Annotated in this window: 20 protein-coding genes; 12 read left to right on the top strand and 8 right to left on the bottom strand. The window is 69.3% G+C overall.

The window, feature by feature from the left end:
* The first annotated feature begins 4 nt into the window (after positions 1 to 4).
* Entirely contained in the window at positions 5 to 1,201 is a 1,197-nt protein-coding gene (purT, locus tag AC07NB_RS10445; RefSeq protein WP_494570790.1) for a formate-dependent phosphoribosylglycinamide formyltransferase, read from the top strand.
* A 7-nt stretch (positions 1,202 to 1,208) separates the two neighbouring features.
* Here purT and AC07NB_RS10440 read toward each other — a convergent pair whose 3' ends face one another.
* Positions 1,209 to 3,113: a methyl-accepting chemotaxis protein gene (locus AC07NB_RS10440; RefSeq protein ID WP_494570789.1), complete on the bottom strand. Its 1,905-nt coding sequence runs from the start codon at positions 3,111 to 3,113 to the stop codon at positions 1,209 to 1,211.
* 189 nt (positions 3,114 to 3,302) lie between these two features.
* Between AC07NB_RS10440 and AC07NB_RS10435 the strand changes: the two genes are divergently transcribed.
* Complete coding sequence (locus AC07NB_RS10435) at positions 3,303 to 4,481, top strand: carbohydrate porin (protein ID WP_492312474.1); 1,179 nt, start codon at positions 3,303 to 3,305, stop codon at positions 4,479 to 4,481.
* Here the strand turns inward: AC07NB_RS10435 and AC07NB_RS10430 are convergent.
* The 3 genes from AC07NB_RS10430 to AC07NB_RS10420 all read right to left on the bottom strand — a co-directional run bounded on the left by AC07NB_RS10430 (position 4,462) and on the right by AC07NB_RS10420 (position 7,787).
* Positions 4,462 to 5,706, bottom strand: a complete 1,245-nt coding sequence (locus AC07NB_RS10430) for a S41 family peptidase (RefSeq protein WP_494570788.1) — start codon at positions 5,704 to 5,706, stop codon at positions 4,462 to 4,464. The two genes, AC07NB_RS10435 and AC07NB_RS10430, sit on opposite strands and share 20 nt — an antisense overlap.
* 9 nt (positions 5,707 to 5,715) lie before the next feature.
* The gene (locus AC07NB_RS10425; protein WP_494570787.1) at positions 5,716 to 6,981 is read right to left on the bottom strand and encodes a S41 family peptidase; all 1,266 of its coding nucleotides are present in this window, start codon (positions 6,979 to 6,981) and stop codon (positions 5,716 to 5,718) included.
* Positions 6,982 to 7,073: 92 nt separating this feature from the next.
* Positions 7,074 to 7,787, bottom strand: coding sequence for a hypothetical protein (locus tag AC07NB_RS10420; protein ID WP_492312471.1), 714 nt, complete (start codon positions 7,785 to 7,787; stop codon positions 7,074 to 7,076).
* Between the two features lie 131 nt (positions 7,788 to 7,918).
* On the opposite strand from AC07NB_RS10420, the gene AC07NB_RS10415 reads away from it, so the two are divergent.
* The 7 genes from AC07NB_RS10415 (at position 7,919) to AC07NB_RS10385 (ending at position 15,258) form a co-directional block, all read left to right on the top strand.
* Complete coding sequence (locus AC07NB_RS10415) at positions 7,919 to 8,635, top strand: response regulator (protein ID WP_492312470.1); 717 nt, start codon at positions 7,919 to 7,921, stop codon at positions 8,633 to 8,635.
* Positions 8,632 to 10,149 (top strand): ATP-binding protein, encoded by a 1,518-nt coding sequence (locus tag AC07NB_RS10410; RefSeq protein ID WP_494570786.1) that lies wholly within the window; start codon positions 8,632 to 8,634, stop codon positions 10,147 to 10,149. Before AC07NB_RS10415 ends, AC07NB_RS10410 begins: the two co-directional genes overlap by 4 nt.
* Positions 10,149 to 11,456, top strand: a complete 1,308-nt coding sequence (locus AC07NB_RS10405) for a S41 family peptidase (protein ID WP_494570785.1) — start codon at positions 10,149 to 10,151, stop codon at positions 11,454 to 11,456. Before AC07NB_RS10410 ends, AC07NB_RS10405 begins: the two co-directional genes overlap by 1 nt.
* Positions 11,457 to 11,570: 114 nt before the next feature.
* Positions 11,571 to 12,578: a type I glyceraldehyde-3-phosphate dehydrogenase gene (gene gap, locus AC07NB_RS10400; protein ID WP_492312467.1), complete on the top strand. Its 1,008-nt coding sequence runs from the start codon at positions 11,571 to 11,573 to the stop codon at positions 12,576 to 12,578.
* Positions 12,579 to 12,908, top strand: coding sequence for a hypothetical protein (locus AC07NB_RS10395; protein WP_492312466.1), 330 nt, complete (start codon positions 12,579 to 12,581; stop codon positions 12,906 to 12,908). It begins immediately after the preceding gene.
* A 13-nt stretch (positions 12,909 to 12,921) separates the two neighbouring features.
* Positions 12,922 to 14,121 (top strand): phosphoglycerate kinase, encoded by a 1,200-nt coding sequence (locus AC07NB_RS10390; protein WP_492312465.1) that lies wholly within the window; start codon positions 12,922 to 12,924, stop codon positions 14,119 to 14,121.
* Positions 14,122 to 14,232: 111 nt separating this feature from the next.
* The gene (locus tag AC07NB_RS10385; RefSeq protein ID WP_291833109.1) at positions 14,233 to 15,258 is read left to right on the top strand and encodes a class I fructose-bisphosphate aldolase; all 1,026 of its coding nucleotides are present in this window, start codon (positions 14,233 to 14,235) and stop codon (positions 15,256 to 15,258) included.
* Positions 15,259 to 15,301: 43 nt separating this feature from the next.
* On the opposite strand, the gene AC07NB_RS10380 is transcribed toward AC07NB_RS10385, so the two are convergent.
* Positions 15,302 to 15,940: a DUF2799 domain-containing protein gene (locus AC07NB_RS10380; RefSeq protein WP_494570784.1), complete on the bottom strand. Its 639-nt coding sequence runs from the start codon at positions 15,938 to 15,940 to the stop codon at positions 15,302 to 15,304.
* Positions 15,941 to 16,066: 126 nt separating this feature from the next.
* Between AC07NB_RS10380 and AC07NB_RS10375 the strand changes: the two genes are divergently transcribed.
* The 3 genes from AC07NB_RS10375 to rpoH all read left to right on the top strand — a co-directional run bounded on the left by AC07NB_RS10375 (position 16,067) and on the right by rpoH (position 18,485).
* Positions 16,067 to 17,068: an RluA family pseudouridine synthase gene (locus tag AC07NB_RS10375; protein ID WP_494570783.1), complete on the top strand. Its 1,002-nt coding sequence runs from the start codon at positions 16,067 to 16,069 to the stop codon at positions 17,066 to 17,068.
* 11 nt (positions 17,069 to 17,079) lie between these two features.
* On the top strand, positions 17,080 to 17,385 hold the full coding sequence (locus AC07NB_RS10370) for a GNAT family N-acetyltransferase (protein ID WP_492312462.1): 306 nt from the start codon (positions 17,080 to 17,082) through the stop codon (positions 17,383 to 17,385).
* A gap of 212 nt (positions 17,386 to 17,597) precedes the next feature.
* Positions 17,598 to 18,485 (top strand): RNA polymerase sigma factor RpoH, encoded by an 888-nt coding sequence (gene rpoH, locus AC07NB_RS10365; protein WP_291833096.1) that lies wholly within the window; start codon positions 17,598 to 17,600, stop codon positions 18,483 to 18,485.
* A gap of 71 nt (positions 18,486 to 18,556) precedes the next feature.
* Here rpoH and AC07NB_RS10360 read toward each other — a convergent pair whose 3' ends face one another.
* The 3 genes from AC07NB_RS10360 to AC07NB_RS10350 all read right to left on the bottom strand — a co-directional run bounded on the left by AC07NB_RS10360 (position 18,557) and on the right by AC07NB_RS10350 (position 21,968).
* Positions 18,557 to 19,363 (bottom strand): response regulator, encoded by an 807-nt coding sequence (locus AC07NB_RS10360; RefSeq protein WP_494570782.1) that lies wholly within the window; start codon positions 19,361 to 19,363, stop codon positions 18,557 to 18,559.
* A 73-nt stretch (positions 19,364 to 19,436) separates the two neighbouring features.
* The gene (locus AC07NB_RS10355; RefSeq protein WP_494570781.1) at positions 19,437 to 20,732 is read right to left on the bottom strand and encodes an adenylosuccinate synthase; all 1,296 of its coding nucleotides are present in this window, start codon (positions 20,730 to 20,732) and stop codon (positions 19,437 to 19,439) included.
* Between the two features lie 72 nt (positions 20,733 to 20,804).
* On the bottom strand, positions 20,805 to 21,968 hold the full coding sequence (locus tag AC07NB_RS10350) for a phosphoserine transaminase (protein ID WP_291833088.1): 1,164 nt from the start codon (positions 21,966 to 21,968) through the stop codon (positions 20,805 to 20,807).
* Between the last annotated feature and the right edge of the window lie 6 nt (positions 21,969 to 21,974).

The following is a 21,974-nucleotide window of genomic DNA, read 5'->3' as shown; positions in this document are numbered from 1 at the left end:
CGCGATGAAATTGGGAACGCCGCTGTCCGACACCGCCGTGCGGGTCATGCTCCTGGGTTCAGGCGAACTGGGCAAGGAGGTGGCCATCGAGCTGCAGCGGCTGGGCGCCGAGGTGATCGCGGTGGACCGCTATCCCAACGCCCCGGCCATGCAGGTGGCGCACCGCAGCCACGTCATCCCGATGACCGACCCGCAGGTGCTGAACGGCGTCATCATGGCCGAGGCGCCGCACATCATCGTGCCGGAGATCGAGGCCATCGCCACCGAGGTGCTGGCCCATATCGAGGCCGCCGGCCTGGCGACCGTGATCCCGACCGCGCGCGCGACCCAGCTGACCATGAACCGCGAGGGCATCCGGCGGCTGGCGGCGGAAGAACTGGGCCTGCCGACCAGCCCCTACGCCTTCGCGACCTCGGCGGCCGAACTGGCGGAAGCGGCGCATCGCATCGGCCTGCCGGTGTTTGTGAAGCCGGTGATGTCGTCCTCGGGCAAGGGCCAGTCGATGATCGAGGCGCTGGAGGACGCGGGCAATGCCTGGGCCTATGCGCAGTCGGGCGGACGGGTCGAGACGGCGACGGTGATCGTCGAGGGCCGGATCGACTTCGATTTCGAGATCACCCTGCTGACCGTGCGGTCGAAGGCGGCGGACGGTTCGACCCGCACCGACTTCTGCGCCCCCATCGGCCATCGGCAGGTGAAGGGCGACTATGTCGAGAGCTGGCAGCCGCAGGCGATGAGCGCGGCCGCCCTGGCCTCGGCGCAGGACATCTCGGGCAAGGTCACGGATGCGCTCGGCGGCCTGGGCGTGTTCGGGGTCGAGCTGTTCGTGAAGGGCGACCAGGTCTGGTTCTCGGAAGTCAGCCCGCGTCCGCACGATACCGGACTGGTCACCCTGGCGACCCAGACGATGAGCGAATTCGCCCTGCACGCCCGCGCCATTCTGGGCCTGCCGGTCGACGTCAGCCAACGCGACATCGGTGCCAGCGCGGTGATCTACGGCGGCATAGACGCCGTAGGGATCGCCTTCGAGGGCGTGGCCGAGGCCCTGTCCGTGCCGACCGCCGACCTGCGGCTGTTCGGCAAGCCCGAGAGCTTCGAGCGTCGCCGCATGGGCGTGGCCCTGGCCCGGGGCGCGGACACCGACCAGGCCCGCGAGCGCGCCCGCGAGGCGGCGTCGCGCGTGAAGCCGGTCGCGAACTGAGCCGCGCCTAGAACTCTTCCCAGCCGTCCTCGACCGCGTGCGGCCGGGGCGCCGCGCCGCCGCGACCCACAGTCCGCATCTGTGCGACCGGGCGGGCCTGCGTGCGGGCGGTCTGCGGCTGGGTCGCCGCGCCCGAGGTGCGGAAGCGTGACACCGAACTGGCCAGCACATCGGCCTCCTGCGACAGCGAGTGGCTGGCGGCGGTCGATTCCTCGACCATGGCGGCGTTCTGCTGGGTGACCTGGTCCATCTGGTTGACGGCGGTGTTGACCTGCTGGAGTCCCGTGGCCTGTTCATTGGCCGAGGCCGCGATTTCGGAGACCAGGCCGTCGATCTCGGCGACGCGGCCGACGATGCGTTGCAGCGCCTCGCCCGTCTGGCCGACGAGCTTCACACCGGTGTCGACCTGGCTGGTCGAGGCCGAGATCAGCGACTTGATCTCCTTGGCCGCTTCGGCCGAGCGCTGGGCCAGGGCTCGAACTTCGGAGGCGACGACCGCGAAACCGCGGCCGGCGTCGCCGGCGCGCGCGGCCTCGACCCCGGCGTTCAGGGCCAGCAGATTGGTCTGGAAGGCGATCTCATCGATGACGCCGATGATCTGGCTGATCTCCTGGGCCGAGCGCTCGATGGCGCTCATGGCCGCGACGGCGTCGCGCACGACGGCCCCGCTGGTTTCGGCGTCGCCGCGCGCGGCGAGCACCACGCCCGCCGCCTGACGGGCGCCGGAGGCGGTGCGGTTCACCGTGGCGGTGATCTGGTCCAGCGCGGCGGCGGTCTCTTCGAGCGAGGCGGCCTGCTGTTCGGTGCGGCGCGACAGGTCGTCGGCGGCGTGGCTGATCTCGCCCGAGCCGGACCGGATGCCCGCGACATTGGCGACGACCTGCGACATGGCCTGTTCAAGCTGGGCGATGGCGGCGTTGAAGTCGGCCTTGAGCTGCTCGTAGTCGACGGGGAAACGCTCGTCGATGCGGTGGGTCAGGTCGCCCTTGCTGAGCGAGGCCAGGCCGTCGCCGAGGGCGGTGACGACCAGGCTCTGGTCGCGGGCCTGGGCCTCGCGCTCGCTCTCGGTCAGGCGGCGTTGGGCGTCCTCGGCAGCGCGGCGGCGGTCGGCCTCGGCGGTCTCGGCGTTCATGCGTTCGACGATCAGGGCCTGCAGGTCCTCGACCGCACGCCCGACGGAGCCGATCTCGTCGCCGCGGCGGGCGCTGGTCAGGTCGACGCCGGTCTGGCCCGAGGCCAGGGCGCGCATCTCGCGCGCCAGGGCCTGGATCGGGACCACGACCATGCGCAGGGAGGCGATGATCAGCATCACGCTGAACAGCACGCCCAGGCCGATGGCGCCCTGCATGATGCGTTCGCCCAGGGCGGCCTGGGCGTCGGCTGAGGCCTTGGCGGCGCCGGCGACGGCTTCGATGCGCTCGGACACCGTCTCCATCTGCGTTTCGAGTTCGAGGAAGGCGGTCTTGAAGGCCGGAAGCGCCGCGCGGGCCGCGGCGGGGTCCCGGCCGGCCAGGTCGACGATACGGTCGGCCGAGGCGATGTAGGCCTGCAGCGGGGCCTCGATGCCGGTCAGGGCCTCGCGAATCTGGGGGTCGGTGGCCAGCGCGCGGTTGGACTCCATGGCCTCGCGGAAGGTGGCGACATGCTCGCCCGTCTCGGTCCGCACATCGGAGAGGCTGACGCCGGCGGAGGGGTCGGAGGAGAGAATGGCCGACAATACGTCCGAGCGCAGGGCGTCGTGCATCATGTCGGCCAGCATGTGATTGCGCAGCACCTCCGACGAATGGCTGGACTGCTCCAGGGCGTCGCCCAGGGCGGTGGTCATCCAGAGGCCCGCGCCGGCGCTGAATCCGCAGAGCAGGAGAACGGAAAGGCCCGCGAACGCGACCTTGGTACGGATCGTCTTGAACATACAGCCCTCTCGATTGAAGGCTAATTCCACCGAAAGCGGTTAATACTTCGCTTTTTTGCTCGGTGGAAACTACGTATGCGAAGCTTAAGTCAAGTTCAAATCGTTATCGGTAGAAGTCAATCTGTGCAAAGTCGATGTGTAATAACTCACGACTGGGCTACAATTCTCCTGACGTGAAGAACATTCTATATGACGACTTCGAGACGCATCAAGTTGTTTGGCCTGTCCGCCGCCGCGGTTCTGGGTTCAATCGCGATTTCATCCCAATGTTCGGCTCAGGACACAGGCGGCGCTTGGACGACCGAGGTTACCTATACCGCCGATATCACTGGCGTCGTCTCAGGCGGACCGGCGAGGGCCGGGCGATTTCTGGACAATCTGGACGTCATCATCGACGGCGATCTTGAGCGGCTGATCGGCCTGCGCGGCGCCAAGCTTCACGTCTATCTGCTGAACAACAACGGCGGCGAGCCCAATGCGGTGGCCGGAACGCTGCAGGGCGTCGACAACATCGAGGTCGCCGACCAGGGCGCCCGCGTCTACGAGCTGTGGGTCGAGCAGGACTTCGGCGCCGGTTCGGTGCTGGCCGGCTTGTATGACGTGAATAGCGAATTCTATTCCACCTCGGCCTCGGACCTCCTGATCGCCCCGCCGTTCGGCATCGGCTCGGAGCTGGCGGCGACCGGTCCCAACGGCCCCTCCATCTTCCCCTCGACCGCCCTGGCCGTGCGCCTGCGGCTGGGCGACCTGGACGGCCGTTATGTGCAGGTCGCGGCGGTGAACGCCGAGGCGGGCTCGCTGGGCGACGCCCATGTGGACACCGACCTGGACAGCGGCGCCCTCTACCTGGCTGAAGCGGGCTGGAACGGTCCGGTGCGGCTGGCTGTCGGCGGCTGGCGCTATGGCGAGGACCAGGACGATATCCGCGACACCACGGTCCTGGGCGATCCGGCTCACCGCCAGGCCCAGGGCGCCTATGCCCTGGCCGAGGGCGGCTTCTATGAGAACGACGCCGGGCTGAACGCGCGCGCCTTCCTGCGGGTCGGGCTTTCGGACGGCGACACCACCGATTTCGAGGGCGGCTGGCAGACCGGGGTGCGGCTGGACCACGTCTTCCCGTCACGGCCCGACGCGGCCCTGTCGCTGGGCCTGCATCAGGGGCTGCTGTCGAACAAGGCGCGGGCCAATTTCCGCGACGAGGGCATCGACGCCGCCCACGCCGAGGAAGGAATCGAGCTGACCTATGCCGACACCTTCGGGCGCGTGACCCTGCAGCCGAGCGTCCAATGGGTGAACAATCCCGGCGGCGACCGCGACGCGTCGGCCCTGGTCGTGGCCTCCCTCCGGATCAGCGTGGCGCTGCGCTAGACGCCAGGTCGCGGACGGCGGCCAACGCCGCCTCCAGCGCCGGATCGCGCCCCTCGCGGACGGCGCGCCAGTCGTCGGGCACGACGATGTCGGGCGTGACCCCGACCTTCTCCAGCGTCACCCTGTTGGGCGTGGTCATGACCAGCATTCCGACCCGCAGCAGACCGCCGTCCGGCAGATTGATCGCCCGGGTGCCGGTGACCGCCCCGCGCGTGGTTCCCCCGACGATGGTGACCCTGCCGTGCTCGCGCATCACACCCGCCAGCAGCTCGGCCGCGCTGGCCGAACCGGGGCCGGTCAGGATGACGACAGGTCCCAGATAGGGTTGCGGGGCCGGATCGACGTGCATCCGCTTGTCGATGAAGCGTCCCTTGAGGATGACGACGTCCCGGTCTTCGGTGAAGAACCATGACATCGTCAGGGCTTCGAGGTTCAACTGCCCGCCGCCATTGGTGCGCAGGTCGAGGATCAGGCCGGGAGGCGGCTCGCCCGCCAGCCGCTGCATCTCGGCCTTGAACTGGTCGTAACGGGTCTGGTCGAAGTCATCGAAGCGGATATAGGCGACGCCGCCCTCCAGCGTCCGCGTCTCGAACCGGGCGATGGGCGGGGTCAGGACGGCGGTGAGGTCCAGGGCATGCTCCCGGCCCTCCTCGTCCAGGAAGACGACCCGGTCGGTCCGGCCGACGACAGGCGGCGAGGCCAGAAGCGCCGGACGGCCCGCGATTGTGTGGATCTTCCAGCCCGGCAGGACGCCCGCCTCCGCCGCCGGCGTGCCCGGACGGACAAGGGCGACGTAGCGCTCGTCGCCACGCGGGGTGACCACGATGCCGAAGCCGGCCCGCGCCTCGCCCTGTTCGCGGGCGCGCACCATCTCCCGCTCGACCGGGCTGAGGGTGTGGGTGTGGTCGTCGTCCAGCAGCTCCAGAAGTTCGGTCAGCCGGGCGTAAAAGCCGTCCTCGTCCGGCTCGGCCACGGCGGCGGCGCGGCGGGAGGCGGCGGCCTCCCTGAAGGGCACGCCGCCGAAGTCGCGCTTGTAGAACAGCCGCTCCACATAACCGACCGCGGCGTCATAGACCTCGGCGTTGAGCGCGGCTCGCGCCGGTGAACCGTCGGCGACCTGCACCGGCGGGGGCAGTTCATCCAGACGGGCGTAGGGGATTGAGGCGCAGGCCGCCAGCGACAGGGCGAAAGCGACGACAAGGATGCGTTGAGCGGTGCGGATCATCCGCCCAAGCTAGAGCGCAGGAGCCGCTCCGGCCAAGGCTGTTTCGCCCTGGGGCCGGGCCGCGAGGGCGGAAATCGCCGCCTGGAGGGCCGGATCGCGACCGGCCTGACGATCCTCGCGGGTCGCGGCGGCCTCATAATCGGGGGTCACGCCGCGCTTCTCCAGCCGCACCCCGCCCGAGGTGACGAAGTCGGCGCGGCTGAGCGTCAGGCGTCCACCGTCGGGCAGACGCGTCTCCTGCGACACCAGCACCGCGCCGGCGGTCCGCTCACCCACGACCATGGCGCGCCCGGCTTCCTGCAGGGCGGCGGGGGTCAGTTCGGCGGCGCTGCGGCTGTCGCCATCGACCAGAACGGCGACGGGATTGGCCACCGGCCCGTTCAGCTCGCCACAGCCGCCGCCGGCGCGCATGACGATCTGGCGGCCCGAGCGCGGCGTGCGCGTGGCCCAGACCTGATCGCGCGGAAGGAAGCAGCTGAGCACGGCCTCGGCCTCCATCAGCCGCCCGCCGGGGTTGCCGCGCAGGTCGACGATGACATCGGTTTCGGGCGGCAGGTCCGCCAGTTCCCGCCCCATCCAGCGGCCGAGCCCGGGCTCGAAGCCATCGACCTTCAGCACCACCACGCCGGGCCGCGAGCGGTCGGCGACGAAGGCGGGCTGGGGTTCCATGACGACCGGGGTCAAATCCAGAGGGCGAGGCCGCCCCTCCTCATCGACGAAGGCCAGGTTGATCACGCGGCCCGCGACCACATCCTGTTCGGGGCTCCACAGGCCTTCGCCCGTATGCAGCCGCCAGCCCTCGGTTACGCCCGCCGCCTCGGCCGGAGAGCCGCGACGGACGGACTCGATGGTGTAGTCGCCGGGATGGGCAGGATCCGGCCGCAGGGTGACCCCGATGGCGGCGCGGGGCTGACGCAGGGTGTCCTGGCGGCGAACGACGGCGGGCGGCGCGGCGCCGGCGTGGTCGTCGTCCAGCAGGCCCAGCATCTCGTCCAGCACGACATAGAGGGTGCGGTCGTCCTGCGCGGCCAGGGCGCGCGGGCGGTAGACGCCGCGCGCCGCGTTCCAGTCGACCCCATGCAGGCGAGGGTCGTAGTATTGGGTGCGGACCTCGCCCCAGACCTGGTCGAAGACCCGCTGGTTCATCCGCATCCGTTCGCGCGGGGACAGGACCGGCGAGGCGGCAGGGGCCGCGACGGCGGGCGCCTCGTCAGTGGCGCGCGCCCCGGCGAACGACGGAGCCGCGACGAGCGCAAGGCCCATCGCGGCTGACACGGTCAGTCGTGAAACGAGACGACGGAAGGACATCAACCCACGTTAGGGCGCCCGTCGTATGACGGCCAAATCACGAATTCGCCGGGTGCGGATCACTCGCCATCGGCCGGCGCGACGCGACGGGCGAAGACGTGGACCTGGTTCTCGCCGGCGCCCTCGCCTTCCTCGACGAAACCGGAGTGATCGGCGTCCATGCGGGAGAAGGCCTCACGCAGCGGCGCGGTGAACTCGGCCTCGCTGATCTTGCCGTCGCCGTCCTTGTCCAGATCGTCGGAGCCGTGGTCGCTGACGGCGGTGCGGACCTCGACGCGTCCGCCGGGTTCGCCGCCGGGCCCGCGCCGGAAGCGGATGACGCCGGGACCGCCGTCCGGCAGGGTCCGGACCACCACGCGGCCGTCCTCGCCCGGGCCGTCGGGACCGACGAAGACCATGGTGTGCTCGCCGTCGCGTTCGATGCGGGCGGCGCGCTCGCCCCCCGGGCCCGGACGCCGGAACTCGAACCGTTCCACGCCGGCTCCGCCGCCCAGACGCCGGACAGCGACATGACCGTCGCCCGGTCCATGTCCGGACGCCAGCTCGTCCCGCGACAGTCGACCGTCGCCGTCCTTGTCCATCTTGGCGAACGCGTCGTTCAGGGGGGCGGCGAACTCCTCGCGGGTGACCTGGCCGTCGCCGTCGGCGTCGATATTGCCCGGACCGTCGCCGCCGGCGCCCATGAAGACGAAGTGGCTGCGCACTTCCGGCGGGGGCGGCGGCGCGGGCGGATCCTGCAGCAGGGCCGCGGACAGGGCGATCAGGGTCAGCATGGGCGAAGGGCCTTCCGGAGTTTTCGACGGTCTGTTGAAGCACCACCGCCTTGCATCGATATTTCAGCGTTCGCGGACAATGTTTCAGTGCTGAAATGACGGCGTCTTCAAGGTTCGACAGAATGGCGGCCATGCAGAACGACACTCAACGCATTCTCGTCGTCGACGACGATCCCGGCATCCGCGAGGTGCTGTGCGACTACCTGATCCAGCACGGCTATGACGCCGTGGGCGCCGCCTCGGCCGCCGAGATGGACCGCGCGATCGCGGCCCGCGCGCCCGACCTGATCGTGCTGGACCTGATGATGCCGGGAGAGGACGGGCTGTCCGTCTGCCGACGCATGTCCGGCAAGGGCGTGCCGATCGTGATGCTGAGCGCCATGGGCGAGGACACCGACCGGATCATCGGCCTGGAACTGGGCGCCGACGACTACCTGGCCAAGCCCTGCAATCCCCGCGAGCTTCTGGCCCGGGTGCGGGCGGTGCTGCGCCGCCCGCGCGAGGAGCCCGGCGCGACCGGACCGGCGCTGAATTTCGCCGGCTGGCGGCTGGACCTGCTGCGGCGCGACCTGACCCGGCCGGACGGCGAGCCGGTCAGCCTGTCCGCCGGTGAATTCGCCCTGCTGCGCGCCTTCGCCGAGCGGCCCGGACGGGTCATGACCCGCGACCAGCTGCTGGAGCGGGCGCGGGGCGCGGACGCCGATGTCTTCGACCGCGCCATGGACGTGCAGATCAGCCGCCTGAGGAAGAAGCTGGACGACGGTTCGGGGCTGGAGATGATCCAGACCCTGCGCGGCGAGGGCTATATGTTCGACGTGAAGGTCGAACGGCAACGGGCCGCGACTTGAAGCGTCCCTCCTCCTTCCCGGTCTTCGTCCAGGTCGCCGCGCTGGCGGCGGTGGCGCTGATCCTGTCGCAGGCCGTGACCTTCGGCCTGGTCGTGCTGTCGCCCGATCCCAAGCCGGTGGGCTTCAGCATGGCCGCCGCCGTCCAGGCGCTGAAGGGCGAAACCGCCGAGACCTCCGACGGGCGCCCCCTGCGCCGCCGCATCACCGATGAACCCGTCAAACGCAGCGACCGCGACGCCGGCGACCCGATCGCCCTGGCCATAGCCGGCTACCTGGCCCAACGGCTGGACGTCGCGCCGGGCAAGGTGCGGGTCTCGGTCGAACACGGTCCGCGCCGTCGGGGTCCGCGCCGTGAAAGGCCGCCCGAGGCGGAAGGCCCCAGACGCGAGACGGATTTCATCTTCGTGCGCCCCGAAGGTCCGGGAAGCGCGACAACCGTCCGCAGCGGCGCAGTCGTGACGTCCCCGAACGGTCCGACGCGCTTCACCATGCGCCGTGCGGGAGGCGACGGCCGCACGATCGTGAACTCGACGATCCAGCAGTTCACCATCCAGGCCGACCGGCTGACCTTCGCCCCCTTCACCGCCTCGGTGCAACAGGACGACGGGCGCTGGGCCACGGTCGAGCCGCCGCGCGGCCTGCTGTCGCCCTGGCAGCAGAGGGTGCTGCTGGGCCTGATGATCTCGATGCTGCTGCTGGCCCCGCTGGTGTGGTGGATGGCGCGGCGGCTGACCCGGCCCATCCGGGTCTTCGCCGACGCCGCCGAACGGCTGGGCGCCGATCCCGACGCCGAACCGCTGACGCCCTCGGGCCCCAGCGAGGTGCGCACCGCCATCCACGCGTTCAACGACATGCAGGCGTCCCTGCGCAATCACATGCGCCAGCGGACCCAGACGGTGGCGGCCATCGCCCACGACCTGCGCACCCCCCTGACCCGGCTGCGCTTCCGGGCCGAGCAGGCGCCGGACGCGGTGCGCGACCGCATGGCCGCCGACATCGAGGAGATGGACGCCCTGATCGCCCAGGCCATGGCCTTCGTTCGCGGCGAGACGCAGCCGGAGCGGCGCGAGGCGCTGGACCTCGACGCCCTGGCCGCCGACTGCGTGGCGGGCTTCGCCGAGACCGGGGCGGCGGCGGCGTTCGACGGCGGCGGCGCCCTGCCCGTACTGGCCGACCCGGCCGCCATGCGCCGGGCGCTGGACAATCTGATCGGCAACGCCGTGAAGTACGGCGGCGGCGCGCGGGTGAAAGCCTTCACCGCCGACGGCGCCGCGGTCGTCACCGTCGAGGACGACGGGCCCGGCCTGCCGGACGAGGAACTGGAGACCGCGTTCGAGCCCTTCCATCGCGGCGAGCGGTCGCGCAGCCGCGAGACCGGCGGCGCGGGCCTGGGCCTGACCGTCGCCCGGCAGGCGGCGCGCGCCTCGGGCGGGGACGTGATCCTGTCCAACCGAACGGGCGGCGGCCTGACCGCCCGGCTGCATCTGCCCCTGAACCCCGCGGAGTCCGCCTGATGCGTCATCTCCTGATCGCCGCCGCCCTGCTGGCCGCCACGCCCGCCCTGGCCCAGCAGCGGCCCGCGCCGGTCGCGGCGGCGGAGCGGCAGACGCCGCGCCAGACCGCCGAGGCCGTCGCGGCCCGCATCCGCCAGCTCTATTTCGATCCCGCCGCCGCCGAGCGGATCGCCGGCGATCTGGAACAGGCCGCCGCCTCTGGCGCCTTCGACGCCCTGACGGACGGACCGGACCTGGCCGCCGCGCTGAGCGCCCGCCTGCGGCCCGCCGACGCGCATTTCAACGTCGCCTACGATCCGGACGCACCCGTCGCCCGCCCGCGTCCGGGCGAGGGCGGGCCAGCGCCCAGGCCCGTGGCGCGGGGCCCGAACCCGGAGGCGCGCGCCCACTATGGCTTCCGCAAGGTCGAGATCCTGCCGGGCAACATCGGCTACATCGACCTGCGCCAGTTCTCGAACATCGACTTCTCCAATGCGGACGATCCGGCGCGCAAGGCGGCGGACGCGGCCCTGGCCTTCGTGGCGGATACGGACGCGGTCATCTTCGATCTGCGCGACAACGGCGGCGGCGCGCCGTCGATGGTCGGCTATCTGACCAGCGCCTTCACCCCGGCCAATGCGCCGATCTACAACGTCTTCCATAGCCGCGAGGGTATGGAGAGCGAGGCGCCGACGGTCTTCTATCCGACGCCCCGGCTGGACGTGCCGCTGTATGTGCTGATCAGCGCCCGGACCGGATCGGCGGGCGAGGCCTTTCCCTACACCCTGCAGGGCGCCCGCCGCGCGACGATCGTCGGCGAGGCCTCCGGAGGCGCGGCCAATCCGGGCGGCATGGTTCCCGTCGGCGGCGGGTTCGCGGTCTTCATCTCGCAAGGGTCGCCCCGAAATCCCGTCACGGGCCGAAACTGGGAAGGCAGCGGCGTGCAGCCCGACGAGGCCACGCCGTGGAACGAAGCGCTGGACCGCGCGCAGGCGCTGGCGCTGGAGCGAATCGTCGCGGCCGACGCCGGGCGCCGCGACGCCGCCTGGGCGCTGGAGGCGCTGACCGCATCGACCGCGCCAGGCGATCTGGCCTCCTATGCCGGGACCTACGGCGAGGCCGCGGTGTCGGTGAGCGGCGACGGCCTGGCCATCGCGCGCGGCCGGCGCCCGCCGGTTCTGCTGCGGCGGCTGGACGGAGACACTTTCACCGTGGTCGGCGATCCCTCGCGGCGCTACCGCTTCAGCCGCGATGCGAGCGGGCGGGTGATTGCCTTCGACGGGCTGAGCCCGAATGGTCCGGGGCCCCGGTCGCGCCGCACCGATTGAGGGTCGGCGTTACAGTTGATCACGCCTTGTTACGGTCGCGGGGTTGAATCCCCGGCCCGGGGGTTCCATTGAAGCGCCGACCCTGAACATCGCGCTTCCAAAGGAGCCCTGCCCATGACCGTCCGCGTCGCCATCAATGGTTTCGGCCGCATCGGCCGCCTCGTCCTGCGTTCGATCGTCGAGCACGGCCGTCGCGACATCGAAGTGGTGGCGATCAACGATCTGGGCCCGGTGTCCACCAACGCCCACCTGCTGAAGTACGACTCGGTCCACGGCCGCTTCCCCGGCACGGTCGAGCACGGCGACGATTGGATCGACGTGGGCCTGGGCAAGATCAAGGTGACCGCCGAGCGCGATCCCGCGAACCTGCCGCACAAGGAACTGAACGTCGACATCGCGTTCGAGTGCACCGGCATCTTCACCGCCCGTGACAAGGCCGAGGCCCACCTGAAGGCCGGCGCCAAGCGCGTGCTGATCTCGGCTCCGGGCGAGAACGCCGACAAGACCATCGTCTACAAGGTCAACCACGAGACCCTGACCGCCGACGACATCATCGTCTCGAACGGCTCGTGCACCACCAACGCCCTGGCCCCGGTGGCCAAGGTGCTGAACGACCTGTTCGGAATCGAGCGCGGCTACATGACCACCATCCACGCCTACACCGGCGACCAGCCGACGCTGGATACGATGCACAAGGACCTGTACCGCGGCCGCGCCGCCGCCCTGTCGATGATCCCGACCTCGACGGGCGCCGCCAAGGCCCTGGGCCTGGTCCTGCCGGAACTGAAGGGCAAGCTGGACGGCTCGTCGATCCGCGTCCCGACCCCGAACGTCTCGGTCGTCGATCTGAAGGTCGTCGCCGGTCGTGAAGTGACCGTCGCCGAGATCAACGCCGCCCTGCAGGCCGCCGCCGATGGCCCGATGAAGGGCGTGCTGTTCACGACGACCGACCCGCTGGTCTCGTCGGACCTGAACCACATCGCGGCCTCGTCGACCGCCGCCCTGCCCCAGACGCAAGTCGTCGACGGCAAGCTGGCCCGCGTGCTGAGCTGGTACGACAACGAGTGGGGCTTCGCGACGCGGATGGCCGACACCGCGCTGGTGATGGCGAAGTTCCTCTGAATGAAGTGGGCGCTGACGGTCCTTCTGGTTCTGTCAGCGCCGCTGGCTCTGTACTGTGGCCCGACCGCTTTCGACCTGCCCCACTACATTGGCCAAGGGTTGTCGCAGGGAAACCTGCTGACCTCCGGCGGCCTGTGGAACCTCTTCCTCCGCCTCATCCCGATCTTCTGGCTGCTTTCCGCCGGTTGGGTGATCATCCTCTGGCGGCGGCGCGGATCGGTTCGTCCTCCAAGGCTTCTGCTGAGCATTCTTGTCGGCGGCCTGCTACTGATGCTCACCTTCGTCACCGTCTTTTTCGTCTACGTCATCTGGGCGTGGAGCCAGATGTAACCGGATGCCTGCCATGACCTTCCGCACTCTCGACGACGCAGGCTCTCTCGCCGGCAAGACCGCGCTGGTTCGCGTGGACTTCAATGTGCCGATGGAGGCCGGGAAGGTCACCGAGGACACCCGCCTGCGCGTAGCCCTGCCGACGATAAACAAGCTGCGCGACGCGGGCGCCAAGGTGGCCCTGCTGGCCCACTTCGACCGGCCCAAGGGCCAGCGCGTGCCGTCGATGAGCCTGCAGCCGGTCGTCGACGACCTGGAGCAGCTGCTGGGCGCGCCCGTCCGTTTCGCCAATGACTGCGTCGGCGAGGACGCCAAGGCCGCCATCGCCGACCTGGACGCGGGCGGCGTGGTGCTGCTGGAGAACATTCGCTTCCATGCGGGCGAGGAAAAGAACGATCCGGCCTTCGCCAAGCAGCTGGCCGAGCTGGGCGACGTCTACGTCAACGACGCCTTCTCCGCCGCGCACCGCGCCCACGCCTCGACCGAGGGACTGGCGCGCCTGCTGCCGGCCTATGCGGGCGAGTCGATGCGCCGTGAGCTGGATGCGCTGGACAAGGCGCTGGGCAATCCGGTCAAGCCGGTGATCGGCATCGTGGGCGGGGCCAAGGTCTCGACCAAGCTGGACCTGCTGCAGAACCTGGTCGCCAAGCTGGACCGCCTGGCCATCGGCGGCGGCATGGCCAACACCTTCCTGTATGCGCAGGGCGTGGATATCGGCGGCTCGCTGGCCGAGAAGGACATGGCCGACACCGCCCGCGCCATCATGGAAACGGCGAAGGCCAAGGGCTGTGAACTGCTGCTGCCCGTCGATGTGGTGGTGGCGACCGAGGTCAAGCCGGGCGCCGCGACGCGGACCGTCAAGGCGGGCGAGGCTCTGTCCGCCGACGACAAGATCCTGGACGCCGGCCCCGAGACCGTGGCGCGCCTGATCGCCGCCATGGACGCCTCCAAGACCCTGATCTGGAACGGCCCGCTGGGCGTGTTCGAGGTGCCGCCCTTCGACGCCGCCACGGTGGCCGCGGCGAAGCATGCGGCGGAACTGGCCAAGGCCGGTGCGCTGGTGGCGGTGGCCGGCGGCGGCGACACGGTCGCGGCGCTGCACCATGCGGGCGTGGCCGACGACATGACCTTCGTCTCCACAGCCGGCGGCGCCTTCCTGGAATGGATGGAAGGCAAACCCCTGCCCGGCGTCGAGGCGCTGCAGGCGCAGTAAGGACACCGTTGTTCAAGGGCCGTTGAGCCCCGCGCCTGTAACAAGGCGTGATGACTTCATCCGCGTTCGGCGCTAGACCGCCACGCAAATCATCAACTCAGGGGAAATCCGATGGATCTGGCGGCTCTCAACCTCGTGGCCGAAGCCATGGTCGCGCCCGGCAAGGGCATTCTGGCGGCTGACGAATCCACGGGCACGATCAAGAAGCGCTTTGACGCGATCGGCGTCGAGAACACCGAAGAGAATCGCCGCGACTATCGCGAGCTGATGTTCCGTTCCGAGCAGACGATGCGCGAGCATATCTCGGGCGTGATCCTGTTCGAGGAAACCCTGTACCAGGACGCCAAGGACGGCACGCCGCTGGTCGACCTGATCTCGGCCGCCGGCTCGATCCCGGGCATCAAGGTCGACAAGGGCGCCTCCAAGATGGCCGGCTTCCCCGGCGAGACGGCGACCAAGGGCCTGGACGGCCTGTCCAAGCGCCTGCGCGCCCACTACGAGCGCGGCGCCCGCTTCGCCAAGTGGCGCGGCGTCATCGACATCGCCGACGGCATCCCGACCTGGGGCGCGATCAAGACCAACGCCCACGCCCTGGCCCGCTACGCCCGCATCTGCCAGCAGGAGCAGATCGTGCCGATCGTCGAGCCGGAAGTGCTGATGGACGGTTCGCACGACATCGCGCGCTGCGACGAGGTCACCCGTCAGGTGCTGCAGACCGTCTTCAATGAACTGGCCGAGCAGCGCGTGGCGCTGGAAGGCATCATCCTGAAGCCGAACATGGTCATCTCGGGCAAGGGCAGCCTGCGTCAGGCGACGGTCGAGGAAGTCGCCGAGCGCACCATCGCCGCCCTGAAGGCCACCGTGCCGTCGGCCGTGCCGGGCATCGCCTATCTGTCGGGCGGCCAGACGGACGAACAGGCCACGGCTCACCTGGACGCCATGAACCGCATCGGCGGCTTCCCGTGGAAGATGACCTTCTCGTACGGACGCGCCCTGCAGGCCGCGCCGCAGCGCGCCTGGTCGGGCAAGGCCGAGAACGTCGCCAAGGCCCAGGCGGCCTTCCACCACCGCGCCCGCATGAATGGCCTGGCCTCGCTGGGTCAGTGGGACGCCAAGCTGGAAAAGAAGGCGGCCTGACCGCCTGTCGGCAGGGCGGGCGCGTGACGCCCGCCCGCCGGATTCACCAGGCGCCGTAGTGGCGCTGCAGACGATAGCGGACGTCGCGCGCATTGCGCTCCGCGTCGTCGAGGTCGCGCTGCGCGCGGCGCCAGTTGCGCTCGGTATCCTCGCGCTCGCGGCGGATTTCCTGGATGCGGTTGCGGAGCTGGTCGCGCTGCTCGTCCGTCAGCCCTTCGCCGCGCAGCTCGCGCTGTTTGGACGCGAGCTTGTCGTCCAGCTCTTCCAGCCGCCCGCCCAGACTATCGACGCTGCTGCGCGCATTGGAGATGGCCTGCTCCGAAGCATAGACCAGCTGGCCGTCCTGATAGGCGGGCAGGAAGTCATCCTCGAGATTGGCCGGGCAGACCCCGTTGTAGGCGGAGCCGTTGCGGCCCTGCGCGAAGCCGTTCGGCGGGGTGCAGTAGCGCAGCACGCCTTGGGCCCAACCGGCGCGGTAGGCGTCGTCGTCGGGCGTGATCCCGTGCTTGGTGCAGGCTGCGGCATGCTCGCCCAGACGGCTTTGGGCATAGCCCGCCGCGCCGTCCGAGAAACCCTTGCCGCTCCAGTCGCCGGCCACGCATTCCTCCGCGCTCATCGTCGCGCAGCTGCCCAGCAGCGTGGTGGCGACAATCAGGCCGATGCTCAACAGAACGGTACGCATGGGACCCCTCCCCGGAAGAGGGCCGGAGGGTAACTTACGGTTAAGCTTTGACCAAGCCCCCGTTTGACGCCGCCGGTCCAGAGCATGCTAGACGGACGGAACCGCCGTCCGGCGGCGGAGCGCCTGGTGTCCGACGAACCCCTGCTGACGGAAGACGACGAGACGACGGTGCTGGAGGCCCGCATCGAGACGCCGGGCGTGCGTCTGGACAAGGCGCTGGCGGATGTCTTCCCCACCCTTTCGCGCGCCCGTCTGCAGGCGCTGCTGGCCGAGGGCGCGGTCAGCTTCGAGGGCGAAACTCTCAACAGCGGCTCGGCCAAGGCGCGGGCGGGTCAGTACGTCGTCATCCTGCCGCCCGTGGCGCCGGCCACGCCGCAGCCCGAGGCCATTCCGCTGACCGTGCTTTACGAGGACGCGGACCTCATCGTCATCGACAAACCGGCGGGCATGGCCGCCCATCCGGCGCCGGGCAGCGAGACCGGCACGCTGGTCAACGCCCTGCTGGCCCACTGCGGCGACAGCCTGTCCGGGATCGGCGGCGTGGCCCGGCCGGGCATCGTCCACCGGCTGGACAAGGACACCTCGGGCGTGATGGTCGCGGCCAAGACCGACCGGGCGCATGCGGGCCTCTCGGCCCTGTTCGCGACGCACGATATCGAACGCACCTACATCGCTCTGACGCGCGGCGCGCCCAGTCCGGAAAGGGGCCGGATCGAGACCCTGATCGGCCGCTCGTCGTCGGACCGCAAGAAGATGGCCGTGCTACGCTCCGGCGGCCGCAACGCCATCACCGACTATGTGGTCCAGCGCACCTTCGGCGAGCCCGTCCGTGCGGGCGGCGCGCCCCTGTCCGCCCGGGTCGCCTGCACCCTGCATACGGGCCGCACCCATCAGATCCGCGTGCATCTGGCCTCGAAGGGCGCGCCAATCCTCGGTGACGCGACCTATGGCTCCGGCAGCCCGGCGGCGCCCGTTCGGGCGGCGATCGCCGAGGCCGGGCTGACACGACAAGCCTTGCACGCCGCCGTCCTGGGGTTCGTCCATCCAGTGACGGGCGAAACGCTGCGGTTCGAAACCCCTCCCCCTCCTGACATGCAGCGGCTCGAGGCCCTGCTGTCAGAGCTTTGAAGGACACTCCCATGGCCGACTCAGACATCCGCGATAACGCCGACGCCAAACGCTACGAACTGCCGGTCGAGGGCGAGATCGCCGTGGTGACCTACAACCTGTCGCCGCCCAACCTGATGATCACCGAGACCCTGGTGCCCGTGAAGCTGGAGGGCCGCGGCATCGCAAGCCGCCTGGCCAAGTACGTGATCGAGGACGCCCGCGCGCGCGGCCTTCTGATCTTGCCCGTCTGTCCGTTCTTCTCGGCCTATTTCCAGAAGCACCCGGAACACGCGGACGTCGTTCACCCGACCTACCGCCAGATTCTGGGCCTCTGAATAGTCAGTCTTGATTAAGGACGGACTATCGGTTATAAGCTCCCTCGACTGGCGTAGTGGCGCCCGGGCAACGGTCACGCTTTCGTGTGACGATCCGCCTCTGACAAAGACGGAAACCCGTCCCTACTTCATCAGTTGAGGGGTGAGGCGGCGGCGCACATTCGGTGGCCGTTTCCGATGGACCCGCTCATAGTTTCGGTCGGAGGGACCACATGGCTGTCGCTAAATCTCTCGCGGTAATGTCGCCTGAACAGGGGCTGTCGCGCTATCTCACGGAAATCCGTAAGTTTCCGATGCTGGCCAAGGACGAAGAGTTCATGCTGGCCAAGCGCTGGACCGAGCATCAGGACCCCGAAGCCGCCCACCGCCTCGTAACCTCGCACCTTCGTCTCGTGGCCAAGATCGCCATGGGGTATCGCGGCTACGGCCTGCCGATCGGCGAAGTGATCTCCGAGGGCAACGTCGGCCTGATGCAGGCCGTCAAGAAATTCGATCCGGACAAGGGCTTCCGCCTGGCGACCTACGCCATGTGGTGGATCCGCGCCTCGATCCAGGAATACATCCTGCGCAGCTGGTCGCTCGTGAAGATGGGCACCACCGCGGCGCAAAAGAAGCTCTTCTTCAACCTGCGCAAGGCCAAGAGCCAGATCTCGGCCTTCGAGGAAGGCGACCTGCGCCCTGAGCACGTCGAGGCCATCGCCACCAAGCTGGGCGTGACCAACGAGGACGTCATCAGCATGAACCGCCGTCTTGGCGGCGACGCCTCGCTGAACGCGCCGCTCCGCGCCGACGGCGAGAGCGAATGGCAGGACTGGCTGGCCGACGACACCGCCGTTTCGCAGGAGACGGCGCTGGCCGAGAGCGAGGAAAAGTCGCTCCGCATGGGCCTTCTGCAGGAAGCCATGCAGGAGTTGACCGACCGCGAGAAGCACATCCTGACCGAGCGTCGCCTGAAGGACGATCCGGTCACGCTGGAAGAACTCGCCGGCCAGTATGGCGTCAGCCGCGAGCGCGTGCGCCAGATCGAGGTGCGGGCGTTCGAGAAGCTGCAGAAGGCCATGCGCGCCGCCGCTGAAGAGCGGAACCTGGTCAACGCATAAGGTCGCTCACGCAGCGAGCGACTGCGTCGCGAGCGTTAGCGCCAAAGGAAAGAAACGAAGGCGGGCTGTTTTCAGCCCGCCTTTTTCATGGGCTGGGCCTGATGCATGGCCAGCAGGGCGCCGATGGGGGCTGACAACGTTTCCTTGGTGCCCGGCCCCGAGGCCAGGCTGACTTCCAGCGCGCCGACGGCGACCACCAACCGTGTGTCCGAAACCTTCATCGCGATGGTCTTCAGCGTCGCGGCCTGTTCGCGGATCGCGCGGACGGCCTGCATCGGATCGTGATCGAACTGGTCCAGGGCCGAGGCCAGGATGCGCATGGCCTGGTCCTTGGCGGCCTCAACGGCGGCGGCGCCGCTGGCGGCGCGGTCCTCCCTGCGCTTGGCCGGACCGGTGTATTCGCCCGAGTTGAAGCGGCGGCGGTCAGGACCGACGTAGCCGACGGCCTCGATCCAGTCGCGCGGCTTCAGGGCCACGTTCTCGACCCGTTTGAACAGATCGCCGCTGGTGAAGGGCTTGCGCAGGAATTCGTGCACGCCGGCGTCGCGAGCGCCGAGGATGGTCGTGGCCGTGGCCTCGGCCGTCACCATGATGATGGGCGCGCGCCGACAGTCCATATCGGAGCGGCGGATGCGGCGGGACAGGCTTTCACCGGCCAGGCCCGGGCCGGTGCGTTCGGTGAAGACGATCCCGGGTTCCAGCGCAGCGGCGGCCTTCATCGCCCGCTCTTCGTCGACCTCGATGATGATGTCGCGGGCGCCGAGCGCCTTGACGATATCGTTGAGCAGACGCGCGGCGTGAGGGTTCGGATCCACGATCAGGACCCGCTTCGTCACCGGTTCGATCCGGGCCAGGATACGACGATCAATTGCGAACACGCACGAACCTCCCTCAGGTCCGCCACCCTATGACCGCGTGGGGTTAAATTGCCTTGAACGCTGGCGTTCCGGCTTAGCCGAGGAAGGGATCGCGCATCATGATGGTGTCGTCCCGCTCGGGACTGGTCGACAGCAGGGCCACGGGCGCCCCGATCAACTCCTCGATCCGGCGCACGTATTTCAGCGCGTGGGCGTTCAGGTCCTTGAACGTCCGCACGCCGCCCGTGCTCTCGGTCCAGCCTTCCAGCTCCTCGAACACAGGCTCGGCCGACGCCTGATCCTTCAGGCTGGACGGCAGGTAGTCCAGCACCTCGCCGTTGATGCGGTAGCCGACGCAGATCTTCAGCGTCTTCAGACCATCCAGCACATCGAGTTTCGTCAGCGCGATGCCGTCGATGCCGTTGATCGCCACCGATTGGCGAACCAGCACGGCGTCGAACCAGCCGCAGCGACGCGCACGGCCGGTGTTGACGCCGACCTCGCGGCCGACGACCGCGAGATGCTCGCCCACTTCATCGTTCAGCTCACAGGCAAACGGGCCTTCGCCGACGCGGGTCGTATAAGCCTTCACGATGCCCAGCACATAGCCGACGCCGCGCGGCCCGATGCCCGCCCCCGCCGCCGCCTGTCCGGCCACCGTGTTGGAGCTGGTGACATAGGGATAGGTGCCGTGGTCCACGTCCAGGAAGGCGCCCTGCGCCCCCTCGAACAGCACGCGCTTGCCGTCCTTCTTGGCCTGATCCAGCACCCGCCAGGCCGGTTTCACGTAAGGAAGGATCTTCGGCGCGATCTCGAGCAGTTGCGCCAGCAGGGCCGCCGGATCGATCGGCTCCAGCCCCAGGCCCGCGCGCAGCGGATCGTGGTGCGAGCGCAGGCGGTCGATCTTGACCTTCAGGTCTTCCTCGTTGGCCAAGTCGCAGACACGGATGGCGCGGCGGCCGACCTTGTCCTCATAGGCCGGGCCGATGCCGCGGCCGGTCGTGCCGATCTTGGCGCCCGGCGCGCTGGCGGCGGCCTCGCGCGCCACGTCCAGCGCCGGATGGATCGGCAGGATCAGGCAGGCGTTGTCCGCGATCGTCAGGATGTCGGAAGTAATGGCGACGCCCTGGGCCTGGATCTTCTCGATCTCGCCGACCAGGTGCCATGGATCGACCACCACGCCGTTGCCGATGATCGAGGGCTTGCCCTGCACCACGCCTGACGGCAGCAGCGCCAGCTTGTAGACCTTGCCGTCGACGACCAGCGTGTGGCCCGCGTTGTGACCGCCCTGGAACCGCACGACCATATCGGCCCGGTTCGACAGCCAGTCGACGATCTTGCCCTTGCCCTCGTCGCCCCACTGGGCGCCGACCACTGCGACGTTCGCCAAGGTTCACTCTCCGCTTGTCCGGTATCCGGAATGCGGGCGCAGCCTATAACCGGGGAATCGCCGGGTGTCCCGTCAGTCGGCGGAATAATCCGCCATCGCCGTCGCGAACGCCCAGTCCAGCCACGGCGTCAGGGCCTCGATGTCGTCGGCGTCGACCGTACAGCCGCACCACACACGCAGTCCGGCAGGCGCGTTGCGGTGGCCTTCGATGTCGAACGCTGCGCCGTCATCCTCGACCAGCGCCTTCATGCGGATGACCAGATCGCGGCGCGCATCGTCGTCCATGGCCCTAACGCGTGGATCGACGATGTTCAGGCAGACGGAGGTGGTCGAGCGGATGTCAGCGGTTTCGGCCAGATATTCGACCCACGGCGTGCGCGACACCCATTTGTCCAGCGCCGCCGCATTGGCGTCCGTCCGGGCGATCAGGGCGTCCAGACCGCCGACCGACAGCCCCCATTCGACCCCATCGATCCAGTCTTCCAGCGTCCAGACCGAAAAGGTGTTCAGCATCGAGCCGGTCGCCAGAAGCCGGTCGAAGCCCTTGTCATCGCGCAGCCGCAGCACCTTGGGCACCGGCCGCGGCGGCTCGTAGCGGTCCAGCCGCTCCACCGCCCGGGGCGACAACGCGGCCACGCCCAGTCCCGCCTCGCCGCCCAGCGCTTTCTGGAAGCTGAAGGTCACCACATCCAGCTTGTCCCACGGCAAGGGCATGGCGAAGGCGGCCGAGGTGGCGTCGCAGATCACGATTCCCTCGCGATCCGCGGCGATCCAGTCGGCCCCCGGGGCCTTCACGCCCGAGGTCGTGCCGTTCCAGGGGAAGATCAGATCCTTCGTCGGATCGACCTTCGACACATCAGGGAACTGACCCCACGGCGCCGAGAGCACCTCGGGTTCCAGCTTCAGGTGGGTCTTCGCATCGGTCGCCCAGACCTTGCCGAAATTCTCGAACGCCAGGACCTGTACGGGACGCTCGCCCAGCATCGACCACATAGCCGCCTCGACGGCGCCGGTGTCGGAACCGGGCACATAGACCAGAGCCCAGTCCGCCGGGACCTGCAGCAGGTCGCGGGTCAGCTTCAGTCCGTGGGCGAACCGCGCCACCACCTCGGGCGCGCGAATGCCGCGGCCCAGCAGGTCATGCGGCAAGGCCTGCGACGACCATCCGGGTCGTTTCGCCGTCGGCCCGGAGGAGAACCACGGGCGGGCCGGTTTGATATTGGGTTTGCTGGCCATCGCCGC

This window comes from Brevundimonas sp. GW821-FHT09G01 (genome assembly GCF_059416065.1).
Note: the sequence above shows the minus strand (reverse complement) of the source record. Positions and strands in the feature narration are given on the sequence as shown.